Source organism: Kaistia defluvii (assembly GCF_040548815.1).
GTDB classification, from domain to species: Bacteria; Pseudomonadota; Alphaproteobacteria; order Rhizobiales; family Kaistiaceae; genus Kaistia; species Kaistia defluvii_A.
Genome location: NZ_JBEPSM010000002.1, coordinates 297,194 through 313,090, shown reverse-complemented (window position 1 = coordinate 313,090; position 15,897 = coordinate 297,194). Strand labels below are relative to the sequence as shown.

Annotated in this window: 24 protein-coding genes; 22 read left to right on the top strand and 2 right to left on the bottom strand. The window is 64.1% G+C overall.

What is annotated here, in order from left to right; genetic code table 11:
- The first annotated feature begins 4 nt into the window (after nucleotides 1–4).
- The 11 genes from ABIE08_RS14550 (at nucleotide 5) to ABIE08_RS14500 (ending at nucleotide 5,490) form a co-directional block, all read left to right on the top strand.
- Nucleotides 5–691: an HK97 family phage prohead protease gene (locus ABIE08_RS14550; RefSeq protein ID WP_354552122.1), complete on the top strand. Its 687-nt coding sequence runs from the start codon at nucleotides 5–7 to the stop codon at nucleotides 689–691.
- 24 nt (nucleotides 692–715) lie between these two features.
- Nucleotides 716–1,924, top strand: a complete 1,209-nt coding sequence (locus tag ABIE08_RS14545) for a phage major capsid protein (RefSeq protein ID WP_354552120.1) — start codon at nucleotides 716–718, stop codon at nucleotides 1,922–1,924.
- Between the two features lie 90 nt (nucleotides 1,925–2,014).
- Nucleotides 2,015–2,278 (top strand): hypothetical protein, encoded by a 264-nt coding sequence (locus tag ABIE08_RS14540; RefSeq protein ID WP_354552118.1) that lies wholly within the window; start codon nucleotides 2,015–2,017, stop codon nucleotides 2,276–2,278.
- Entirely contained in the window at nucleotides 2,279–2,842 is a 564-nt protein-coding gene (locus ABIE08_RS14535) for a head-tail connector protein (RefSeq protein ID WP_354552116.1), read from the top strand.
- Complete coding sequence (locus ABIE08_RS14530) at nucleotides 2,839–3,171, top strand: phage head closure protein (protein ID WP_354552115.1); 333 nt, start codon at nucleotides 2,839–2,841, stop codon at nucleotides 3,169–3,171. Before ABIE08_RS14535 ends, ABIE08_RS14530 begins: the two co-directional genes overlap by 4 nt.
- Nucleotides 3,171–3,701, top strand: a complete 531-nt coding sequence (locus tag ABIE08_RS14525) for an HK97-gp10 family putative phage morphogenesis protein (protein ID WP_354552113.1) — start codon at nucleotides 3,171–3,173, stop codon at nucleotides 3,699–3,701. Before ABIE08_RS14530 ends, ABIE08_RS14525 begins: the two co-directional genes overlap by 1 nt.
- A 2-nt stretch (nucleotides 3,702–3,703) precedes the next feature.
- On the top strand, nucleotides 3,704–4,123 hold the full coding sequence (locus ABIE08_RS14520; RefSeq protein WP_354552111.1) for a DUF3168 domain-containing protein: 420 nt from the start codon (nucleotides 3,704–3,706) through the stop codon (nucleotides 4,121–4,123).
- Nucleotides 4,124–4,125: 2 nt separating this feature from the next.
- Nucleotides 4,126–4,512: a phage tail tube protein gene (locus tag ABIE08_RS14515; protein WP_354552109.1), complete on the top strand. Its 387-nt coding sequence runs from the start codon at nucleotides 4,126–4,128 to the stop codon at nucleotides 4,510–4,512.
- Between the two features lie 11 nt (nucleotides 4,513–4,523).
- Entirely contained in the window at nucleotides 4,524–4,940 is a 417-nt protein-coding gene (locus ABIE08_RS14510) for a hypothetical protein (protein WP_354552107.1), read from the top strand.
- Nucleotides 4,940–5,305, top strand: coding sequence for a hypothetical protein (locus ABIE08_RS14505; RefSeq protein ID WP_354552105.1), 366 nt, complete (start codon nucleotides 4,940–4,942; stop codon nucleotides 5,303–5,305). Before ABIE08_RS14510 ends, ABIE08_RS14505 begins: the two co-directional genes overlap by 1 nt.
- Nucleotides 5,302–5,490, top strand: coding sequence for a phage tail assembly chaperone (locus ABIE08_RS14500; RefSeq protein WP_354552796.1), 189 nt, complete (start codon nucleotides 5,302–5,304; stop codon nucleotides 5,488–5,490). Before ABIE08_RS14505 ends, ABIE08_RS14500 begins: the two co-directional genes overlap by 4 nt.
- Here ABIE08_RS14500 and ABIE08_RS14495 read toward each other — a convergent pair.
- Nucleotides 5,481–5,768, bottom strand: coding sequence for a hypothetical protein (locus ABIE08_RS14495; RefSeq protein ID WP_354552103.1), 288 nt, complete (start codon nucleotides 5,766–5,768; stop codon nucleotides 5,481–5,483). The genes ABIE08_RS14500 and ABIE08_RS14495 overlap by 10 nt on opposite strands.
- Nucleotides 5,769–5,822: 54 nt before the next feature.
- Here ABIE08_RS14495 and ABIE08_RS14490 point away from each other — a divergent pair, with 54 nt between their 5' ends.
- From ABIE08_RS14490 to ABIE08_RS14440, 11 genes are read left to right on the top strand one after another with little or no spacing between them, the layout of a single operon-like run.
- Complete coding sequence (locus ABIE08_RS14490) at nucleotides 5,823–7,553, top strand: hypothetical protein (RefSeq protein ID WP_354552101.1); 1,731 nt, start codon at nucleotides 5,823–5,825, stop codon at nucleotides 7,551–7,553.
- The gene (locus tag ABIE08_RS14485) at nucleotides 7,550–8,368 is read left to right on the top strand and encodes a hypothetical protein (protein WP_354552099.1); all 819 of its coding nucleotides are present in this window, start codon (nucleotides 7,550–7,552) and stop codon (nucleotides 8,366–8,368) included. Before ABIE08_RS14490 ends, ABIE08_RS14485 begins: the two co-directional genes overlap by 4 nt.
- The gene (locus ABIE08_RS14480; protein WP_354552097.1) at nucleotides 8,365–8,541 is read left to right on the top strand and encodes a hypothetical protein; all 177 of its coding nucleotides are present in this window, start codon (nucleotides 8,365–8,367) and stop codon (nucleotides 8,539–8,541) included. Before ABIE08_RS14485 ends, ABIE08_RS14480 begins: the two co-directional genes overlap by 4 nt.
- Nucleotides 8,538–10,832 (top strand): hypothetical protein, encoded by a 2,295-nt coding sequence (locus ABIE08_RS14475; RefSeq protein ID WP_354552095.1) that lies wholly within the window; start codon nucleotides 8,538–8,540, stop codon nucleotides 10,830–10,832. Before ABIE08_RS14480 ends, ABIE08_RS14475 begins: the two co-directional genes overlap by 4 nt.
- A 1-nt stretch (nucleotide 10,833) precedes the next feature.
- Nucleotides 10,834–11,415, top strand: a complete 582-nt coding sequence (locus tag ABIE08_RS14470; RefSeq protein WP_354552093.1) for a carboxypeptidase-like regulatory domain-containing protein — start codon at nucleotides 10,834–10,836, stop codon at nucleotides 11,413–11,415.
- 16 nt (nucleotides 11,416–11,431) lie between these two features.
- Nucleotides 11,432–11,770: a hypothetical protein gene (locus ABIE08_RS14465; RefSeq protein WP_354552091.1), complete on the top strand. Its 339-nt coding sequence runs from the start codon at nucleotides 11,432–11,434 to the stop codon at nucleotides 11,768–11,770.
- Between the two features lie 11 nt (nucleotides 11,771–11,781).
- Nucleotides 11,782–12,162, top strand: coding sequence for a hypothetical protein (locus tag ABIE08_RS14460; RefSeq protein WP_354552089.1), 381 nt, complete (start codon nucleotides 11,782–11,784; stop codon nucleotides 12,160–12,162).
- Nucleotides 12,163–12,182: 20 nt separating this feature from the next.
- On the top strand, nucleotides 12,183–13,277 hold the full coding sequence (locus ABIE08_RS14455) for a hypothetical protein (RefSeq protein WP_354552088.1): 1,095 nt from the start codon (nucleotides 12,183–12,185) through the stop codon (nucleotides 13,275–13,277).
- Nucleotides 13,278–13,286: 9 nt separating this feature from the next.
- A complete protein-coding gene (locus ABIE08_RS14450; protein ID WP_354552086.1) occupies nucleotides 13,287–14,111 on the top strand; it encodes a hypothetical protein in 825 nt (274 codons plus the stop codon).
- Nucleotides 14,108–14,536 carry a hypothetical protein gene (locus tag ABIE08_RS14445; protein WP_354552084.1) on the top strand — a complete coding sequence of 143 codons (429 nt, stop codon included), beginning with the start codon at nucleotides 14,108–14,110 and terminating at the stop codon, nucleotides 14,534–14,536. The genes ABIE08_RS14450 and ABIE08_RS14445 overlap by 4 nt, the downstream gene beginning before the upstream one ends.
- Nucleotides 14,536–15,192: a hypothetical protein gene (locus ABIE08_RS14440; RefSeq protein ID WP_354552082.1), complete on the top strand. Its 657-nt coding sequence runs from the start codon at nucleotides 14,536–14,538 to the stop codon at nucleotides 15,190–15,192. Before ABIE08_RS14445 ends, ABIE08_RS14440 begins: the two co-directional genes overlap by 1 nt.
- 494 nt (nucleotides 15,193–15,686) lie before the next feature.
- On the opposite strand, the gene ABIE08_RS14435 is transcribed toward ABIE08_RS14440, so the two are convergent.
- Entirely contained in the window at nucleotides 15,687–15,878 is a 192-nt protein-coding gene (locus ABIE08_RS14435) for a hypothetical protein (protein WP_354552080.1), read from the bottom strand.
- Nucleotides 15,879–15,897 lie beyond the last annotated feature (19 nt).

Genomic DNA, 15,897 nt, shown 5'->3' with positions numbered 1-15,897 from the left:
CACCATGAAGACAAAAGACTTTGCCCTCCACGTCAAGGACGTGGCGGAAGACGGCCTGTTTGAAGGATACGCCAGCGTCTTCGGCGGTGAGCCCGACAGCTACGGCGACATCGTCATGCCTGGCGCGTTCGCCTTGTCGCTGGCGAAGCACAAGTCAGAGGGCACGATGCCCTTAATGCTGTGGAACCATAAGTCGACCGAACTGCCGATTGGCGTCTGGATCGACATGGTCGAAGACGGTCACGGCCTTCTTGCGAAGGGCCAGGTGGATCTCGATGACCCGATCGGGTCGCGCGTGCACCGCGCCATGAAGCGCAACGGATTGCGCGGCCTGTCGATCGGATACGAGACCATCGCAGTCAAGACCGACCCGAAGATGCCTGGCGTGGAGTTCCTGGAGACGGTCGATCTCTGGGAGGTCTCGCCAGTCAATTTCCCCGCCAAGCGCGACGCCCTGATCACGGACGTGAAGAGCGTGCGCGCTGAAGATTTCGCGCGCCGGCTGCGCAGCGGCGAGCCACCGACCATCAAAGAATTCGAGGACGTCCTGGGTGATCTAGGCGTGCCGAAGGCCCTGCGAACGGCAATTGCCTCGCACGGCTATGCAAAGGCCATTCGGAGTGAGTCCGAGGGCGCCCCGCCTGCCGACGTGCTGCTCGCGCTCCGCGCTGCCGCCGCCAGCTTCCGATAGCCCGACAAAACAAGGACACATTCCATGTCGGACACGAAAGAACTCGAGACCCTTGCCCGCGAACTGAAGAGCGCGGCCGAGGGCGTCAAGACCATCGCCGAAAAGCACGACACCGAGATCAAGAACCTCGGCGACGCGACGGCGGAAACCAAGCAGAAGGCCGACGAGGCGCTGCTGAAGCACAACGAAATCTCGGCGCGGATGACCGAGATCGAGCAGAAGATGTCTCGCCGCGGCGACCAGCCCCAGCGTACCAAGTCTGCCGGCTACCAGGTCATCGAGAACGAAGCCGTGAAGGCGTTCATGGCCAACCCTCAGGCCGGGCGCCGTGTCGGCGTCGAGGTGAAGGCTATCATCTCGTCGCTGATCACGGACGCAAACGGCTCGGCCGGTGATCTGCTGGTGCCGATGCGGGCGGATCTCGTCGCTCCGGTTGTTCGTCGCATGACGGTGCGCGATCTTCTGACGCCCGGGCGCACCAGCCAGTCGTCGATCCAGTACCCGAAGGAGACCGGATTCACCAACTCGGCCGCGACCGTGTCGGAAACGACCGGCCCGACCAAGCCCCAGTCCGAGATCAAGTTCGATATCGTGACGACCTCGGTCACCACGATCGCGCACTGGGTGCTGGCAACCCGCCAGATCCTCGACGACGCCCCGATGCTGCAGTCCTACATCGACGGCCGCCTGCGCTATGGCCTGGCCTTCGTCGAAGAGAACCAGCTGCTGAATGGCGGTGGCACCGGCACGGACCTGAACGGCATCTATACCCAGGCGACGGCCTTCGCGGCCGGCACCTCGGTGGTCGCCAGCCCGCAGAAGCTGGACGTCATCCGCTATGCCATGCTGCAAGGCGCGCTGGCTGAACTTCCTTCCACCGGCATCGTGTTGAACCCGATCGACTGGGCCAACATCGAGACCACGAAGGATAGCCAGGGTCGCTACATCATCGGCAACCCGCAGCAGACGGCCCAGCCGCAGCTCTGGGGCCTGCCGGTGGTGGCAACCCAGGCGATGACCTCCGGTGCCTTCCTGACTGGCGCGTTCCAGCTGGGAGCCCAGATCTTCGATCGCGAGGACGCACGGGTCGAAGTGTCGACGGAAGACAGCGACAACTTCCGGAAGAACCTCGTGACCATCCTCGCCGAGGAGCGTCTGGCGCTCGCCGTTTATCGTCCGGAAGCCTTCATCAAGGGCACGTTCTCGACGGCCATCACCGACCTCACCAGCTAGTCGCTGGCACCATGATCAGGCCCCCGGCTTCGGCTGGGGGCTCTTTTCCAGGCGGCCCTACCTGAAGGACCGCGCGGCAAGGAGATGGCCATGAAACTGATTGCGATTGACACCATCCACATCAGCTCGGTCAAGGCCGAGAACCTGTTGCCTGGCGAGGAATTCGAGACCGACGAGGGCACGGCCGCGCTGCTGCTGCAGCGCGGGCTCGTGCATGAGGTCAAGGTTAAAGCTGCGCCGAAGAACAAGGCTGAGGCACCGCCCGCTGACAAGACGGATGGCACGGACGACGCGCCGCAAGCCGCCCCGGCAATCATCTCGGCACCCCGCGCTCGCGGGACGAAGGCCAGCTAAATGCACGTCACCGTCGTCACGCCACCGGGTGCGGAGGCAATCGTTACGCTGGCCGACGCCAAGCAGCATCTGCGCGTCGATTCATCGGACGAGGATATCCTTATCCAGGGCCTGATCTCGGCGGCGTGCGAGTGGATCGACGGCCCGAACGGATGGGTCGGCCGCTCGTTCGGCAAACAGACGCTCGAGGCGAGGTTCAGCCGCTTCGACTGCGACTTCATCGCGTTGCCGTATGGACCGGTGATCGAAGTTGGATCGATCAAGTATCTCGACACGTCCGGCACCGAGCAGACTATGCCCGGCACGGGATGGGGAAAGCTCTCCGACGGGCGTGTCGCGCTGACAGCCAGCGGATCCTGGCCGGCGCTCTATTCCAACGCTGAGGCCGTGCGGGTGACCTATGACGCCGGCTATGCCGAGGGCAAAGTGCCGGCCGCAGTGCGAGCCGCCGTGCTGCTGACCGTAGACTACCTGTTCCAGAATCGCGGCGCGTCCGTGGATGAAGCGCTGACGGCCGGCGCCGTTCTCGCGTTGCTCTCGCCGTATCGAGCGTGGTCGGCATGAGCATGGCGACAGGCCCCCTCGACCGCCGCATCACCATAGAGCGGTATGTGTCGGCGCGCGACGCTCTCAACAATCCGGTTGAAGCCTGGTCACCGCTTGCGACGGTCTGGGCGTCAAAGACCGACGTCCGCGACAGCGAAAAATTCGCCGCGAAAGAGAACGGTGCATCGATCGAGACGAGGTTCCAGATCCGCTGGTCTACCGATGTTGCCGACGTCAACCCGAAGGACCGCATCAACTACGGCGGCAGGGTCTTCGACATCGTCGGCGTCAAGGAAATCGGACGCCGCGAAGGCCTTGAGATTTCCGCAACAGCGCGGGCGGACTGATGGCGAAGACCACCGTCAAGGTCGAGGGCTTACGCGAGTTGGAAGCAGCGCTCAGTGATCTGCCGAAGGCGGTGGCGCGCAACACCCTCCGCCGCGTGCTGAAGAAAGCTGGCGAGCCGATCGCCGACAAGGCTCGACAGCTGGCGCCGGTCAAATCCGGCAAGCTCCGGGACAGCATCGTCGTGTCGCCGAAGCTCGGGACCAAGGCGGGTCAAAAAGAATTCGCTGCGGCCATGGAGGCCGGGCTGGGCAAGGAAGCCGCCGTCGGCGCTATGCGCGACGCGCGCCGCGCTGCGAAAGGCGAAGGGTCCTTTGCCGAGATGTATGTCGGTCCCGGCCGGCAACCGCACGCGCATCTGCAGGAATTCGGCTCGGTCAATAATCGCCCTCATCCCTATATGCGCCCCGCCTGGGACGCGCACAAAGACGAAGCGCTCGACATCATCAAGGGCGATCTCGGCGGCGAAATCATGAAGGCCGCGAAACGCGTTGCCAAGCGCAAGGCCAAGCTCGCGGCGAAGGGGGGCTGATCATGGAAGAGGCGCTGACCGCCCACCTCCTGGCCTCCACGCCGCTGACGGATCTCGTCGCTCTTCGCATCACCTGGGACGAACGCCCGCAAGGCGACGCGCTTCCCGCCGTAGTGCTGAACCTGATCGACAGCGCCCCGGAATATTCCGATGAGGGGCTGGCCGGACTCAGTACGGCGCGCGTGCAAATCGATTGCTGGGCCGCGCACGCCCCGGGCTCGAACGGCAGCACTTTGGCAAAAGCCGTCGCCAAGGCGGTGACTGACGCCTTGCCCGTCGCGATGACCTTCAATGGCGTCGAGTTTCAGGGCGTCTTCCTCGACGCCGTCCGCGACTTCCCGCCGGAGACCGGACCAGGCGGCGTGCAGTTCTTCCGCCGTTCCCTCGATTATCTGCTCTCGTTCACAAGCAAGGAGCCGTAACCATGGCTGCAAACATCGGCCGCAAGGTCGTCTTAACCTGGGGCGGCATGGCCGTCCCGGGTGTTCGCGAGAAAGGCATCTCCGTCAACGGCGAGCCGATCGACATCACCAGCGACGACGATAATGGCTGGCGCACCCTGCTCGACGAAGCGGGTGAGCGATCGGTCGATATCTCGGTCTCTGGCGTCACGAAGAGCCAGACGTTCCTGGCCGACATGTTCGCTGGCACGGTGCAGAAGCCGGTGACGCTCACCTATCCGAACGGCGCGATCCTGGCGGGGACGTTCCATCTCGCCAGCACGAGCGACACCGCGCCTTACAAAGACGCCCAGACGTTCGAGGGCACGCTGCAGTCCACCGGCGTCGTCACCTTCACGCCCGCGCCGTAGGAGCAACGAACATGGCTGCACTCACCATCACCGCCGCGAATGTCGTGGCCGGATCCAACGCCGTAAAGGAAACCGGAGTGGCCGGCGTAGCTGTCACCGCGGGCCAAGCCGTCTATCGCGATCCTGCCACCCGCAAGTTCCTTCTGGCCGATGCCGATTCCGCGCCCGCCGCGGCGAACAGCGCCGACGGCATTGCTCTGCATGCGGCCGCGCCGAACCAGCCGCTGACGATCCAGAAGAGCGGCGACATCAACCTCGGCGCCACCCTGGCCATCGGCACGATCTATGTCCTCGACAGCGCCGCGGGCGGCATCGCGCCAGCTGCGGATCTCGGTGTCGGCGAAGTTGCCGTCGTGCTCGGTGTGGCGTCGACGGCCTCGAACCTGCGGCTGGCGATCCAGAACTCGGGCGCGAAGGTGCCGGCATAATGGGCGTCTTCGACGACATCCAGCTGAACTGGCAGGGCACGGACTACGTGATCCCGGCCAACAAGGTGATGGGCGCCATTGCCCGCATCGAAGACGTGATTACGCTGACCGAGATCATTCAGATGAGCCGGCAGGGGAGGGTGAAGTTCGCCGCCATTGCCTCTGCATATGCCGCGGTGCTCCGGTACGCCGGCGTCCAGATTACGGACGAACAGGTCTACCAGGGCCTGTTCAAGGATAACACCGCCGCGATCGTCAACGCGGCTCTCGCGGGCCTGCTTCAGATGATGCTCCCGCCCGATTCTGCGGAAAAGAAGGACGCCCCCCAGGGAAACGCCGTAGCGCCGACCGCGGCGGCTTCCTGAAGCCAGCCTATGCCATCGCAGTCGGCGGATGGGGAATGGCCCCAAGCGAATTCTGGGGCCTAACGCCAGCCGAGTTCTACTGGATCTTGGACGCTAAGAAGCCAGTCCAGATGTATGGTCGGATGTCCGAGTATGAAGTCGACGAGATCTACCAGGACGCCTACGGCGAAGAGGCTCAGTCTTGAGCATAGGGGTTACGGCGCGGGCGCTCCGGCAGCGGGTAGCGTTGCTCGATCGCTCTGTGGATCGCGATCAGGCCTCCGAGTAAAAATGCCCCCACCGCTAGCACTGCGGCGATAAGGATGAACGAGGCCGTCTGGCCGACGAACAAGGTCCCTATGCTCAAGAGGGACAACAGCCCGACCGCCCCAATGCCGAGAAACTGCGGCGAATAGATCAACGCCCAAGGCAGGCTCAGCACACCTAGGCCGGCGATCAGCGCCAATATTTCGCCCTTCTGCAATCCATCCCCCATCACGCTCGGCGTGTCGGTTAGTCTCGCGGGAAACCCTATCACATGGCAAGTGCAGAGATTGGCGCACTCCGCGTCTCGCTGAGTGCGGATACCGCCGCGTTCGAGCAGGGCCTGGGCCGGGCGGCCGGCGCCACGAACCGAGCTGCGGGTCAGATCGAGAGCCGGTTTTCGGCCATGAACTCCAAGCTTTCGGGTCTGACTTCGGGGCTCGCGAAGGGAATCGCGGCCGGCTTCCTTGGCGGCTTGGCCGGCGGTGCCGTCATGCAAATGCTGGAGCAGATCCCGACGGCCGTTCGTTCGATCGTCGCATCCGGGGCCGGATTGGTTGACACCGCCAACAAGGTCGGGCTCACGACGACCGCGCTGCAGGAGCTGCACTTCGCTGCCAACCAAGGCGGCGCTTCGCTCGAAGATATGGACAAGGCGCTCGGCGTCTTCGCCAAGAACCTCGGGCAAGCATCGCAGGGCCAAGGCGAACTGCTGAAGGTCCTCCAGGCTAACAACGTCGCTCTTCGGGATCAGGGTGGCCAGATACGGCCGGCATCAGACCTTATCCGAGACTATGCAGAACTGATCCGGCGAGCGGGCTCTGAACAGGAACGCGCTAGGATCACCACTGTGGCCTTCGGACGCTCGGGTGCTGATCTTGCCAACGTGTTCCGCGATGGGGCGTCGGGGATCGAACAGGCCGCCAGTGCCGCCCGCCGTCTTGGTACGGTGATCGATGATGACACGCTGCAGCGGGTCGCCGAGCTCGACGACAAGTGGGAAGCCTTCGCGACAACGATGGAGACCACCGTCAAATCAGCGGTGCTGAAATCGGTGACGTGGCTGGATGACCTTGTCGATCGGATCCAGCAGGTCGGCGGGGCTATGGACCAGTTTCGAAAGGAACAGGCCGGCGAGGCGATGTCTCCCGGTGCGATGATCGGCGCTGCGGCAGGCGACCCGAAGGCCGGCGCTAAGGCAGCGATCCTATCCGGCATGAACAATCGCGACAGTTTCCGCTGGAATGGCGCGGAGGACTGGCTTGGGGCTGAGAAGCCCACCACCCTTCCTCCGGGCGGCGACAAGGGCGGCAAGAGCGATGCGGAGAGAGAGCAGGAACGAATGCAGCAGCGTCTTGAGCAGCTGCAGGCATCTCTACTGACCGAGCGCGAAGCCGAACAGAACAGTTACGCCGAGCGCATGACTGACCTGAACGACTTCCTCGATCAAGGTCTCATCTCGAAGCAGGCCTATGCCGAGATGGCGTTAGCGGTCGAGTCGGACCACGCCGCTCAGATGCGGGCCATCGACAAACAGACCGCCGAGGAAGCTGCAAGGAACGCTCAGGCCAGAATGGACGCGATCGGCGTGATGGCAGACAGCGTGAGTTCCATTTTGGGGTCCCTGTTCGGGGAATCGAAAGCCGCAGCCTACGCGCAGACCATCATATCGACCGCTCAAGCGGTCATGACTACCTTTGCTCACTTCGGCGCTACCCCATGGGGTTTCGCGGCGGCCGCATCTGTTGCCGCGGCGGGCGCTGCCCAGCTCGCGGCGATTGCTCGCACCAATAAGGACGGCGGCGGGTCTAAAGCGACTGTCAGCAGTACCGGCGCATCAGCGCCGGCAACACCCGCCGGCGGCGACACGCAGGGGGGCTCGACCTCGACGCTGTACGTGCAGGGCATCAGCAGTAGCCAGCTCTTCAGCGGTGACGCGGTCCGCGACCTGGCGCAGAAGCTGATCGACTATCAGTCCGATGGTGGCAAGGTCGTGCTCGCATGATCGTCATTTCCCCGAGCGTCGTCCTTTCGTCGGGCGGTGGCGTCAATGCGAACAATCCCGTCGTCGGCTGGCACAATCTGGTGACGATCGGCAATCTTGCCGCGAGCGGGTCGGCTGCCGCCTATCCTGTCCTGAACCTCGCCAACCCTTCGACCGCCCAGGCGCAGTCCTGGCGCGGTTCCAATACGGCCGAGCAATACCTGACCGTCACTGTTGGAACCGACGAGTTCATCGATTACCTCGCCGTCGCGCGTCACAACTTCGGCAGCGGCGCGGTCGTCGTCTCGGTCGAGGGGATGGCCGTCGAGGGTGGCTCATGGGCTGAACTGGCCAGCGAGATACTGCCGGCCGACGACAGCCCGTTACTGTTCCGCTTTGTGCCGCAGGCCCTGTTCCAGATCCGCCTGCGCATGCAGCCCGGCGCCGTCATCCCGCGGGCCGCGGTGCTGTATGTCGGCAAGCTACTGGTGCTGCAGCGCCGGATCTATGTCGGCCACACGCCTATCCCATTCGGCCGCGAAAGCCGGATCACAACCGGCATCAGCGAGAGCGGCGATTTTCTCGGCCGGATCGTTCTCGGGGAATCGCTCGAGACCTCGGTCGACCTGCAGAACATGACGCCCAGCTGGTACCGGGCCCAGATGGATCCGTTCATCGTCGCCAGCAAGGAAGTGCCCTTCTTCTTCGCCTGGCGGCCGGCGTCCTACCCGCGCGAGACCGGCTTCGCGTGGATGACGAACAACCCCAAGCCCAGCAATCAGCGCTCCAACGGCATGATGCAGATCAGCCTTTCCATGGGAGGTGTTTCGCTATGACGACCACTCACGAGATCCCCTTCAAGCCGCTCTGCGATGTGAAGCTGCGGGTGGTCTTTCCCCGGGGGTGGTCCTTTCGGTTGCGTCTCAGTGCCCAGATCATCCGGCTCGCGGCGTTCGTCGCGGGCGTTGAGGCAAAGGTCGAGATCTCCGGCTCGGAGCTGCGCGCTTGAAAGCGCTGACCTATGTCGAGATCGATCTCGACTACTGCAGCTTGAACTATGGCGTCGGCGCCTGCACCGCCTCGATCCCGGCGACGGGACCGCGCAAGTGCATGAACACGCTGAAGACGTGCCAGGTGCGCACCAAGTTCGTCAACGCACCGATCACGCTGCGCTTCGCCCAGCCGGCTGACTACCTGCCGCGCGACATCGAGGCGATCCCGTCGATCAATGGCGTTTCCTTCACGCCCGGCACGGTTTCGCTTGGCGAGGATCTGGGCCAGCGTGCGACGCTGACAGTGTCTTTCGGCGATCACCGTTGGTCCGATGCCGCGCCAGGCTTCGACAAGTATCTGGCCGAGCGCGGCTATGACGCCTTCGCGCGCGGCACCTTCTGGGGCAAGTTCCGCGCGCGCCATCCCTATCTGCGCGGTCGCGCCATCCGGCTGATCCGCGGCGTCGTCGGCCAAGCGCTCGCCGACATGGAGACGCGCCACTACATCCTCGAAAGCTTCACCGGCCCGACTCCGGACGGCATCTATACCCTGACGGCAAAAGACGTCCTGAAGCTCGCCGACGGCGACCGAGCCCAGGCTCCGAAGCTTTCGAACGGCTTTCTCGTCTCCGGCATCACAGCCGTAGCGACCACGGCGACGCTTTCGCCTTCCGGGGTTGGCAACGCTGAATATCCGGCGTCTGGCTATGTGGCGATAGGCGGCAAGGAGATCTGTGGTTTCACGCGCTCGGCCGACACGCTGACGCTGACGCGGGCTCAATACGGCACGACGGCAGCAGCGCACGACGCACAGGACCGCGCCCAGCTTGTCTTGCGCTATGTGGCGCAAGACCCGGCCAATATCATCGCCAACCTTCTGCAAAACTACGCCGAGGTTCCTTCCGAGTTCATCCCGATCACTGCATGGCTGACAGAGACACAGGCCTTTAATAGGCGGCTGTACACCGGCGTCATCGCCGAACCCACCTCGGTCGGTGACCTCTGTTCGGAGCTGATCGAACAGGCGGGTCTGGCCATCTGGTGGTCGGATATTCAGCAGCAAATTCGCCTGCAGGTGCTGCGCCAGATTTCCACTGACGCACAGGTGTTCGATGCCGGGACGATCCTGCAGGGCACGTTGTCGGTGCAGGAGCAGCCCAGTAAACGGATCTCGCAGGTGTGGACCTACTTCGGCCAGCGCAATCCTCTGCAGGGCGTGGAAGAGCCGGACAATTATCGCTCCACCGCGTTGACCGTCGATCTTCAGGCCCAGACGGACTATGGCGCTCCGGCGATCAAGAAGATCTTCTCGCGCTGGATTCCTGCCTTCGGACGGACCGTGGCGCTACGCCTGAACAACATCCAGCTTGGCCGCTTCCGCGACCCACCGCGCAAGCTCGGCTTTTCCCTGTTCCGGGTGCCTGGTGATCAGACCGTGCGTCAGGGTGGCGGCTATCGAATTGGCTCCCAGGCCTTCCAGGATGAGACCGGCGCCATGGTTACCGTGCCGATTCAGGTGACGCGCCTCAATCCCGACGTCGACAAGTTCAGTATCGAGGCGGAAGAGATGCTGTTCGTGAACTTCGACGATGACGACCTGAGCGACCGGCGCATCATCATCGACGGCGATGCCACAAACCTGAATTTCCGGACCATCCACGACACGCTCTATCCGGCGCCCGTCTCCGGAGACGTCGTCACCTTCGTGATCGAGGCGGGCGTGAAGGTCGGCTCCACCAACGTCGCCTTCCCGGCGATCGAGGTGGGCAATTGGCCACCGGGCGTGGATCTGAAGCTGATCATCCATGGCCGGATCCAAGGCAAGGGTGGCAACGGCGGCAGGTGGGGCTTGGGCAGCTCCAATATCCCCGCCGAGCCGGGTGGCACGGCGCTGCGCACCCGAGCACCCATCAAGGTCGAGTTTGCTGGAGGCGAGATCTTCGGAGGCGGCGGGGGCGGCTACAGTACGGGCAGCCTCTTCGCTGGCACCCGGGCGACTGGCGGTGGCGGCAGGGGCTATGTCGGCGGCGCCATCTACGAAATGTCCACCATCGGCGGCGAGACGACTTTCTCCCAACCCGTAGCAGGTACACCCGAAGCGGCCGGCGCGGGTGGCGTGACCATCAAGGCGTCCGGCAATCCTACTTGGAACATCCAGGGCGGCGCCGGCGGCGATGCCGGCCAGCCCGGCGCGCCATCCGGCAATTCAGACGCCATCCCTGGCGCAGCCGGCAACGCCGTCGACGGCATCAGCTACGTGACATTCACGGCAGGCGCGGGCGACCGACGCGGCCCGGAGATCAACTGACATGGCGCTTGCTCGACACCAGTTCACTGTCACCGATGCGGCCGGCAATGTCCTACCCGGCGCCTCGATCGAGGTGCGCCGCGAGCAGGCCGGTGCACCGCTCGCATCGCTCTATTCAGACCGAGCCGGCACCGTGGCCCTGGGCAATCCGTTTCTCGCCGACAGCGAGGGCTTTGCTGCCCTGCATGTGATCGGCGGGGCGTATCGCATCACCGTGACGAAGGGCAGCTATTCGCGAACCCTGCGCTATGTCGCGATCGGCCGCGCTTCCGAGACCGACATCCAGTTCGTCAATCCGGCAGGCGCCTGGTCATCGGTCGGCAACTACTCGATCGGCGACTACATCACCTATTCGGGCCGAGCCTTTGTCAGCCGGGTCAATGGCAACCTCAACCACACGCCGCCGGCCTCGGCCACCGACAACACCTATTGGATGTTCGCCCCTTCCGGCCCCGCCGGCGCCGACGGCGCCACGGTCGCGCAAGTCCTGGCGGCGCTCGGCGTGCCGTCGATCACGGTCAGCACTTCAGATCCATCCGGCCCAGCGTCCGAGAATGCGATCTGGCTGAAAGTCCCTGCCTAACCCTCAAGGAACGACCATGAATATCGTCAAGCTGAATGACGATCTCTCCGAGATCGATGGAAAAGTGCGCGTTGAGCGCGGCCCGGCCCGCAAGACGGGCAAGGCCACCGAGGCGCTGCTGTCGAATGACCGCACCCTGCCGCACTACCAGGTCGGCGCTCTCGACGCGGCCGGGCAACCGATCGTGCTGGGCAAGACCATGGCCTATCTCGACTGGCTCGCCGTCAAGGGCTTCTACGTCTTCGGCCTTGCCGTGCCGACCGAGGAATTCCCGAACGGCCAGTGGATCGAAGACAGCTTCCACGAAGAAGAAACCGCCGCCTTCGCACGTGCGGCCGAACTCGCCACCCTCTGAAAGGAACGGCTATGTCCTATCTCAACGACCGGGTGCTCGACCTCGGCTTGAACGTGATCGACACAGAGGCCGATAAGATCTTCATCTGTTCGGCAGAGCCAGCAACCTACACCGCCGCGACCTCGACGAACGCGCTTGGCAACAAGACGTTCTCGGCCGGTGCTGCCTTCGGCTCGCCGGCCGCGCGCTCGCCCAGCGGTCGCAAGGTGACGTCGGCCGCCATCACGGACGGCAGCGTCACGGGCTCCGGCACCGCGACCCATTGGGCTGTCGTCGACAGCGCGAACAGCCGCCTGCTGGCCGCCTATTCGCTTTCCGCCTCGCAGCCCGTGACCAGCGGGAACCCCTTCACGCTGCCGGCCTACGACATCGGCATCCCGGCGCCGGCCTAATCGAACAGGGAGCATAGCGCATGCTCGGTTCCGCACCTCTCGGGCGGGTTCCCCTCGGCCGGCAGCGGGCGGGCGGCGCCTTTGCTCTCATTGCCAACTCCCTTTCCGCCGGCGCGCCGACCCTCGGCCAACCGGCGGTGGGGCAAACGCACAAGCTCACCGCCAACGGTTTGTCGGCTGGTGCTCCGACGCTTGCCACGCCGGCTGTAGGTCAGAAGCACGCCCTGGTCGCCAACGGCCTCTCGGCGGGTGCGCCGACGCTGGGTCAGCCGACGCTCAAGGAAGTCCATGCCCTGGTGGCGAACGGGCTCTCTGCCGGCTCGCCTTCTCTGGATCAGCCCAGCCTCGGCCAGACCCACGCCCTGACCGCGAGCCAGCTCGCAACCGGTGCTCCGACGCTCGGAACGCCGCCTCTGGGTCAGACGCACATCCTGCTGGCGCTGGGCCTGTCGGCCGGCGTGCCCAGCCTCGCCCAGCCCGTCCTCGGCCAGACCTACCACCTGGTCGCGAACGATCTGGCGGCTGGTGTTCCGACACTTGGACAGCCGACGGCGGGGGTCGGCGCCCATTCGCTGTTCGCCAACAGTCTCGCCGCCGGTGCGCCGACCCTCGGCCAACCGGCAATCGGGCAGACGCACGCGCTGATCGCCTCGTCTCTGTCAGCCGGGGCGGCTGTTCTCGGCCAACCTGCTCTTGGTCAGACCCACGCTCTGGTCGCGAACAGCCTGACGATCGGCGTGCCGACTCTCGGCCAGCCGCTGCTGCGCATCAACTATCAGCTGACCGCCAACAGCCTGGCGGCAGGCGCACCAGTTCTCGGTCAACCGCTGCTGGGCCAGATCCACGCCCTTATCGCGAACTCGCTGGTCACAGCGGCGCCGACCCTTGCCCAGCCCGCCCTCGGTCAGCGGCACGAACTCGTCGCCAACAACCTGGCGGCGGGAACCCCCACGCTCGGCCAACCCAGCCTCGGCGGTGGCGGCGCCGACTGGCTGGTCTATCGCGGCTCGAATTGGCTACCGGCCGATGTCTTCGCCCGCCATGCCGGAACGTGGAAGCCGGTCACAGTGGGCTGGATCCATCGCGACGGCACCTGGAAGCAATTTTACAACTGAGGATGGGCCATGGCCTTCAAGCTGTTCGACCGGGTGCGGATGACCATCACGACCGGCGGCACCGGGAACCTCGTACTCGGTGCCGCCGTCGCGGATGCCGCCCTCGGCTACCATCAGACGCTCGCAGCCGCCGGCGCCGTCGACGGCGATACGTTCCCCTATGTGATCGAGGATGGCTCGGCGTTTGAATGGGGCATCGGCACCTATATCGCCAGCGGCACCAGCTTTTCGCGCTCGCTGATCAAGTCGTCGACGGGCTCGCTGCTCAACGTCACCACCGCGGCACAGATGTTCCCTTCTCCCGCCGCCCAGCATCTGCCGATCGGACTTCAGACCATCTGGATTCCGGCCGGCGCCATGACGCCGCGCGCCACCAGTGGCGCCGCCAAGGGTGCTTACGATTCCGGCTCGAATGACATCACGCTGTCGACGATGGATTTCGACACCACGACGCAGGAATACGCGCACTTCTCCGTCGCCATGCCAAAGGGCTGGGATGAGGGCACGGTGACGTTCATTCCCTACTGGACCAACACGGGCGGCGCCGCGACGCAGAACGTCGTGTGGTCACTTGCGGGCCGAGCGCTGGGCGACAATGACGGCATCAACGGGGCGTTCGGCACCGTGCAGACATCGAACGATACCTGGCAGGCGCAGAACAGCCTGCATATCGGCCCGGCCAGCGCTGCCATCACCATCGGGAATATGCCGGCCGAGAATGACCTGGTCGTATTCGAGGTGTCGCGCGTTGTCGCCTCCGACAACATGGCCGGCGACGCCAGCCTCATCGGCATCAAGCTCATGATCTCCTACAATGCGGGGAACGACGCATGACCGGCTTCACGCATGTTGCGCTCGTCTCGCCGCAGGATGCGATCGAGCGGATTTCGCTGGCGCGCCTCATCGATTTGGACGCTGGCACCAAGCCCGGCTGGCGCTGGCTTCCGATCATCGAAGAATATGGCGAGCCCTTCGGCGACACGGTCGAGGCGGATCGGGTGCTGCGCCTGATCCAGGATCCGACATTGTTGCCGCAGCCGAAGCGGCAGGTTTCGAAAGCTCTGATCGAACGGCGCGTGGATCGCCATCCCGGCAAGCTGACCCAGATCATGGCGTTTCTGCTGCAGGATGGCTCGAAATTCGCCCGTTGGTATTCGCGGGACTACCCGACCGTGAACTACGATGATCCAGACACCATCGCTGTACTTCTCCTGGCTGATCTCGTCCCTGATGAGATCCTTGCCGAAGGCGATGTCTGATGCTGGCGATCAATCAACTGTACGGGTTTGGCGTCGGCGGCGACGACCCATTCTCGCTGACCTACATCAACGAGAGCCAGTCCACTACGGCCACTATCTCGATACCTGCCGGGGCTGTCCCCGGTGATCTCGCGATCCTATTCCAAATGGGGACGACCGCGACTGCCGCGACACCATTGGTCACGCCATCTGGTTGGACTCGCGCCTACGGCGTCAATGGCCTGCTCTCGTTCATCGGTCGTGGCGGCTCGTTTGAGTATAAGGTTTTGACGTCTGGTGACATTTCCGCTGGCACAGTCACAGGCATAAACGGCAACTCAAACAACCAAAAGGCCATCCTCTTGCTGCGCCCCAGCAAGCCTATTGCCACGATCTCGATTGTCTCCACGGCCGGAGTCTTTACCAGCTCCGACCCGCCCTCACAGACGATCACACCAACCGCCCTGGTCGCAGTTCTGTGCGGCATCGCAGCGGGCGCTACTGCGGGAACCGCCGTCGTGATTGGCTCTATGGCGGCTAACCTGCCCATGGGCGCGGTTAGAGCCACTGGTGGCTTTATCATCGAGAACGACGCCCTCGCGTCCGAAACGTGGGATATGGCCGATCTGGGTGATGTCAATTTACTGCTCAGCTGCAGTATCCAGGTCGCAGCCTGAAGCTTGCCGACGACGCCATCGACGCGCTGTTCGCTGCGGCCAGAAGGTTCTAGGCGGAGGGAGGCCGAGCCCGCCAGCGGTATTGGGGGGGGGTATGGGGTGCTGGCGGGCTCTGGAGCACACGCCGCGCAAGGCGTGCTCGCTCGTCGGTATCAGTGCGGGCGGCTCGCTGAGCAAGGCTGCCCTGTTGAGAGGTTCCGACCTATGGCTCGATGATGATCTCACCGCTGATGGTGACAGCCGCCGCGATCTTCTGAAGCAGCGCCGATTTGTCGAGGGTCGGCTTCTGGTACGTCTTCTTCATGATGATGTCCCCGTGGTGTTGCAGACCTTGCCAGTGTGCAGAGTCGAAACAGTCTTGTCTAGAATTCAGTGCGGGCGGTTCGCTGGAGCTGAAGATGTGAACTACCGGCTTGAGAGCCAATCCAACCGGTATGCCATAGGCACGCCCGCACCAACCAACCCGCTGGCGATCGGCCGGTTCCACTCTCGCTTCAGTCGAACCGGCCGCTCCCACCGGGGATGTTCAAGTGGATCTCCAAGCCCTCGGCCATCGCGGTTTCGATCACGGCAATAGCGCCTTGAAGCGCTGCCTCTTTAGTCAGGTAAATGACATCGTTGGCGTCGCGGTGTTCGACGATCCATCCCTCGCCCTTCGGGGCAAGGGCAATAGTCAGCTTTTCCATTTGGAATACCTCAACCTGG

Coding starts and splice junctions, on each gene's coding strand:
- ABIE08_RS14545 (WP_354552120.1), top strand. CDS start 716: ATGTCGGACACGAAAGAACTCGAGACCCTTGCCCGCGAACTGAAGAGC.
- ABIE08_RS14540 (WP_354552118.1), top strand. CDS start 2,015: ATGAAACTGATTGCGATTGACACCATCCACATCAGCTCGGTCAAGGCC.
- ABIE08_RS14535 (WP_354552116.1), top strand. CDS start 2,279: ATGCACGTCACCGTCGTCACGCCACCGGGTGCGGAGGCAATCGTTACG.
- ABIE08_RS14465 (WP_354552091.1), top strand. CDS start 11,432: ATGAATATCGTCAAGCTGAATGACGATCTCTCCGAGATCGATGGAAAA.
- ABIE08_RS14520 (WP_354552111.1), top strand. CDS start 3,704: ATGGAAGAGGCGCTGACCGCCCACCTCCTGGCCTCCACGCCGCTGACG.
- ABIE08_RS14510 (WP_354552107.1), top strand. CDS start 4,524: ATGGCTGCACTCACCATCACCGCCGCGAATGTCGTGGCCGGATCCAAC.
- ABIE08_RS14505 (WP_354552105.1), top strand. CDS start 4,940: ATGGGCGTCTTCGACGACATCCAGCTGAACTGGCAGGGCACGGACTAC.
- ABIE08_RS14450 (WP_354552086.1), top strand. CDS start 13,287: ATGGCCTTCAAGCTGTTCGACCGGGTGCGGATGACCATCACGACCGGC.
- ABIE08_RS14515 (WP_354552109.1), top strand. CDS start 4,126: ATGGCTGCAAACATCGGCCGCAAGGTCGTCTTAACCTGGGGCGGCATG.
- ABIE08_RS14445 (WP_354552084.1), top strand. CDS start 14,108: ATGACCGGCTTCACGCATGTTGCGCTCGTCTCGCCGCAGGATGCGATC.
- ABIE08_RS14530 (WP_354552115.1), top strand. CDS start 2,839: ATGAGCATGGCGACAGGCCCCCTCGACCGCCGCATCACCATAGAGCGG.
- ABIE08_RS14460 (WP_354552089.1), top strand. CDS start 11,782: ATGTCCTATCTCAACGACCGGGTGCTCGACCTCGGCTTGAACGTGATC.
- ABIE08_RS14485 (WP_354552099.1), top strand. CDS start 7,550: ATGATCGTCATTTCCCCGAGCGTCGTCCTTTCGTCGGGCGGTGGCGTC.
- ABIE08_RS14550 (WP_354552122.1), top strand. CDS start 5: ATGAAGACAAAAGACTTTGCCCTCCACGTCAAGGACGTGGCGGAAGAC.
- ABIE08_RS14455 (WP_354552088.1), top strand. CDS start 12,183: ATGCTCGGTTCCGCACCTCTCGGGCGGGTTCCCCTCGGCCGGCAGCGG.
- ABIE08_RS14490 (WP_354552101.1), top strand. CDS start 5,823: ATGGCAAGTGCAGAGATTGGCGCACTCCGCGTCTCGCTGAGTGCGGAT.
- ABIE08_RS14435 (WP_354552080.1), bottom strand. CDS start 15,878: ATGGAAAAGCTGACTATTGCCCTTGCCCCGAAGGGCGAGGGATGGATC.
- ABIE08_RS14470 (WP_354552093.1), top strand. CDS start 10,834: ATGGCGCTTGCTCGACACCAGTTCACTGTCACCGATGCGGCCGGCAAT.
- ABIE08_RS14440 (WP_354552082.1), top strand. CDS start 14,536: ATGCTGGCGATCAATCAACTGTACGGGTTTGGCGTCGGCGGCGACGAC.
- ABIE08_RS14525 (WP_354552113.1), top strand. CDS start 3,171: ATGGCGAAGACCACCGTCAAGGTCGAGGGCTTACGCGAGTTGGAAGCA.
- ABIE08_RS14480 (WP_354552097.1), top strand. CDS start 8,365: ATGACGACCACTCACGAGATCCCCTTCAAGCCGCTCTGCGATGTGAAG.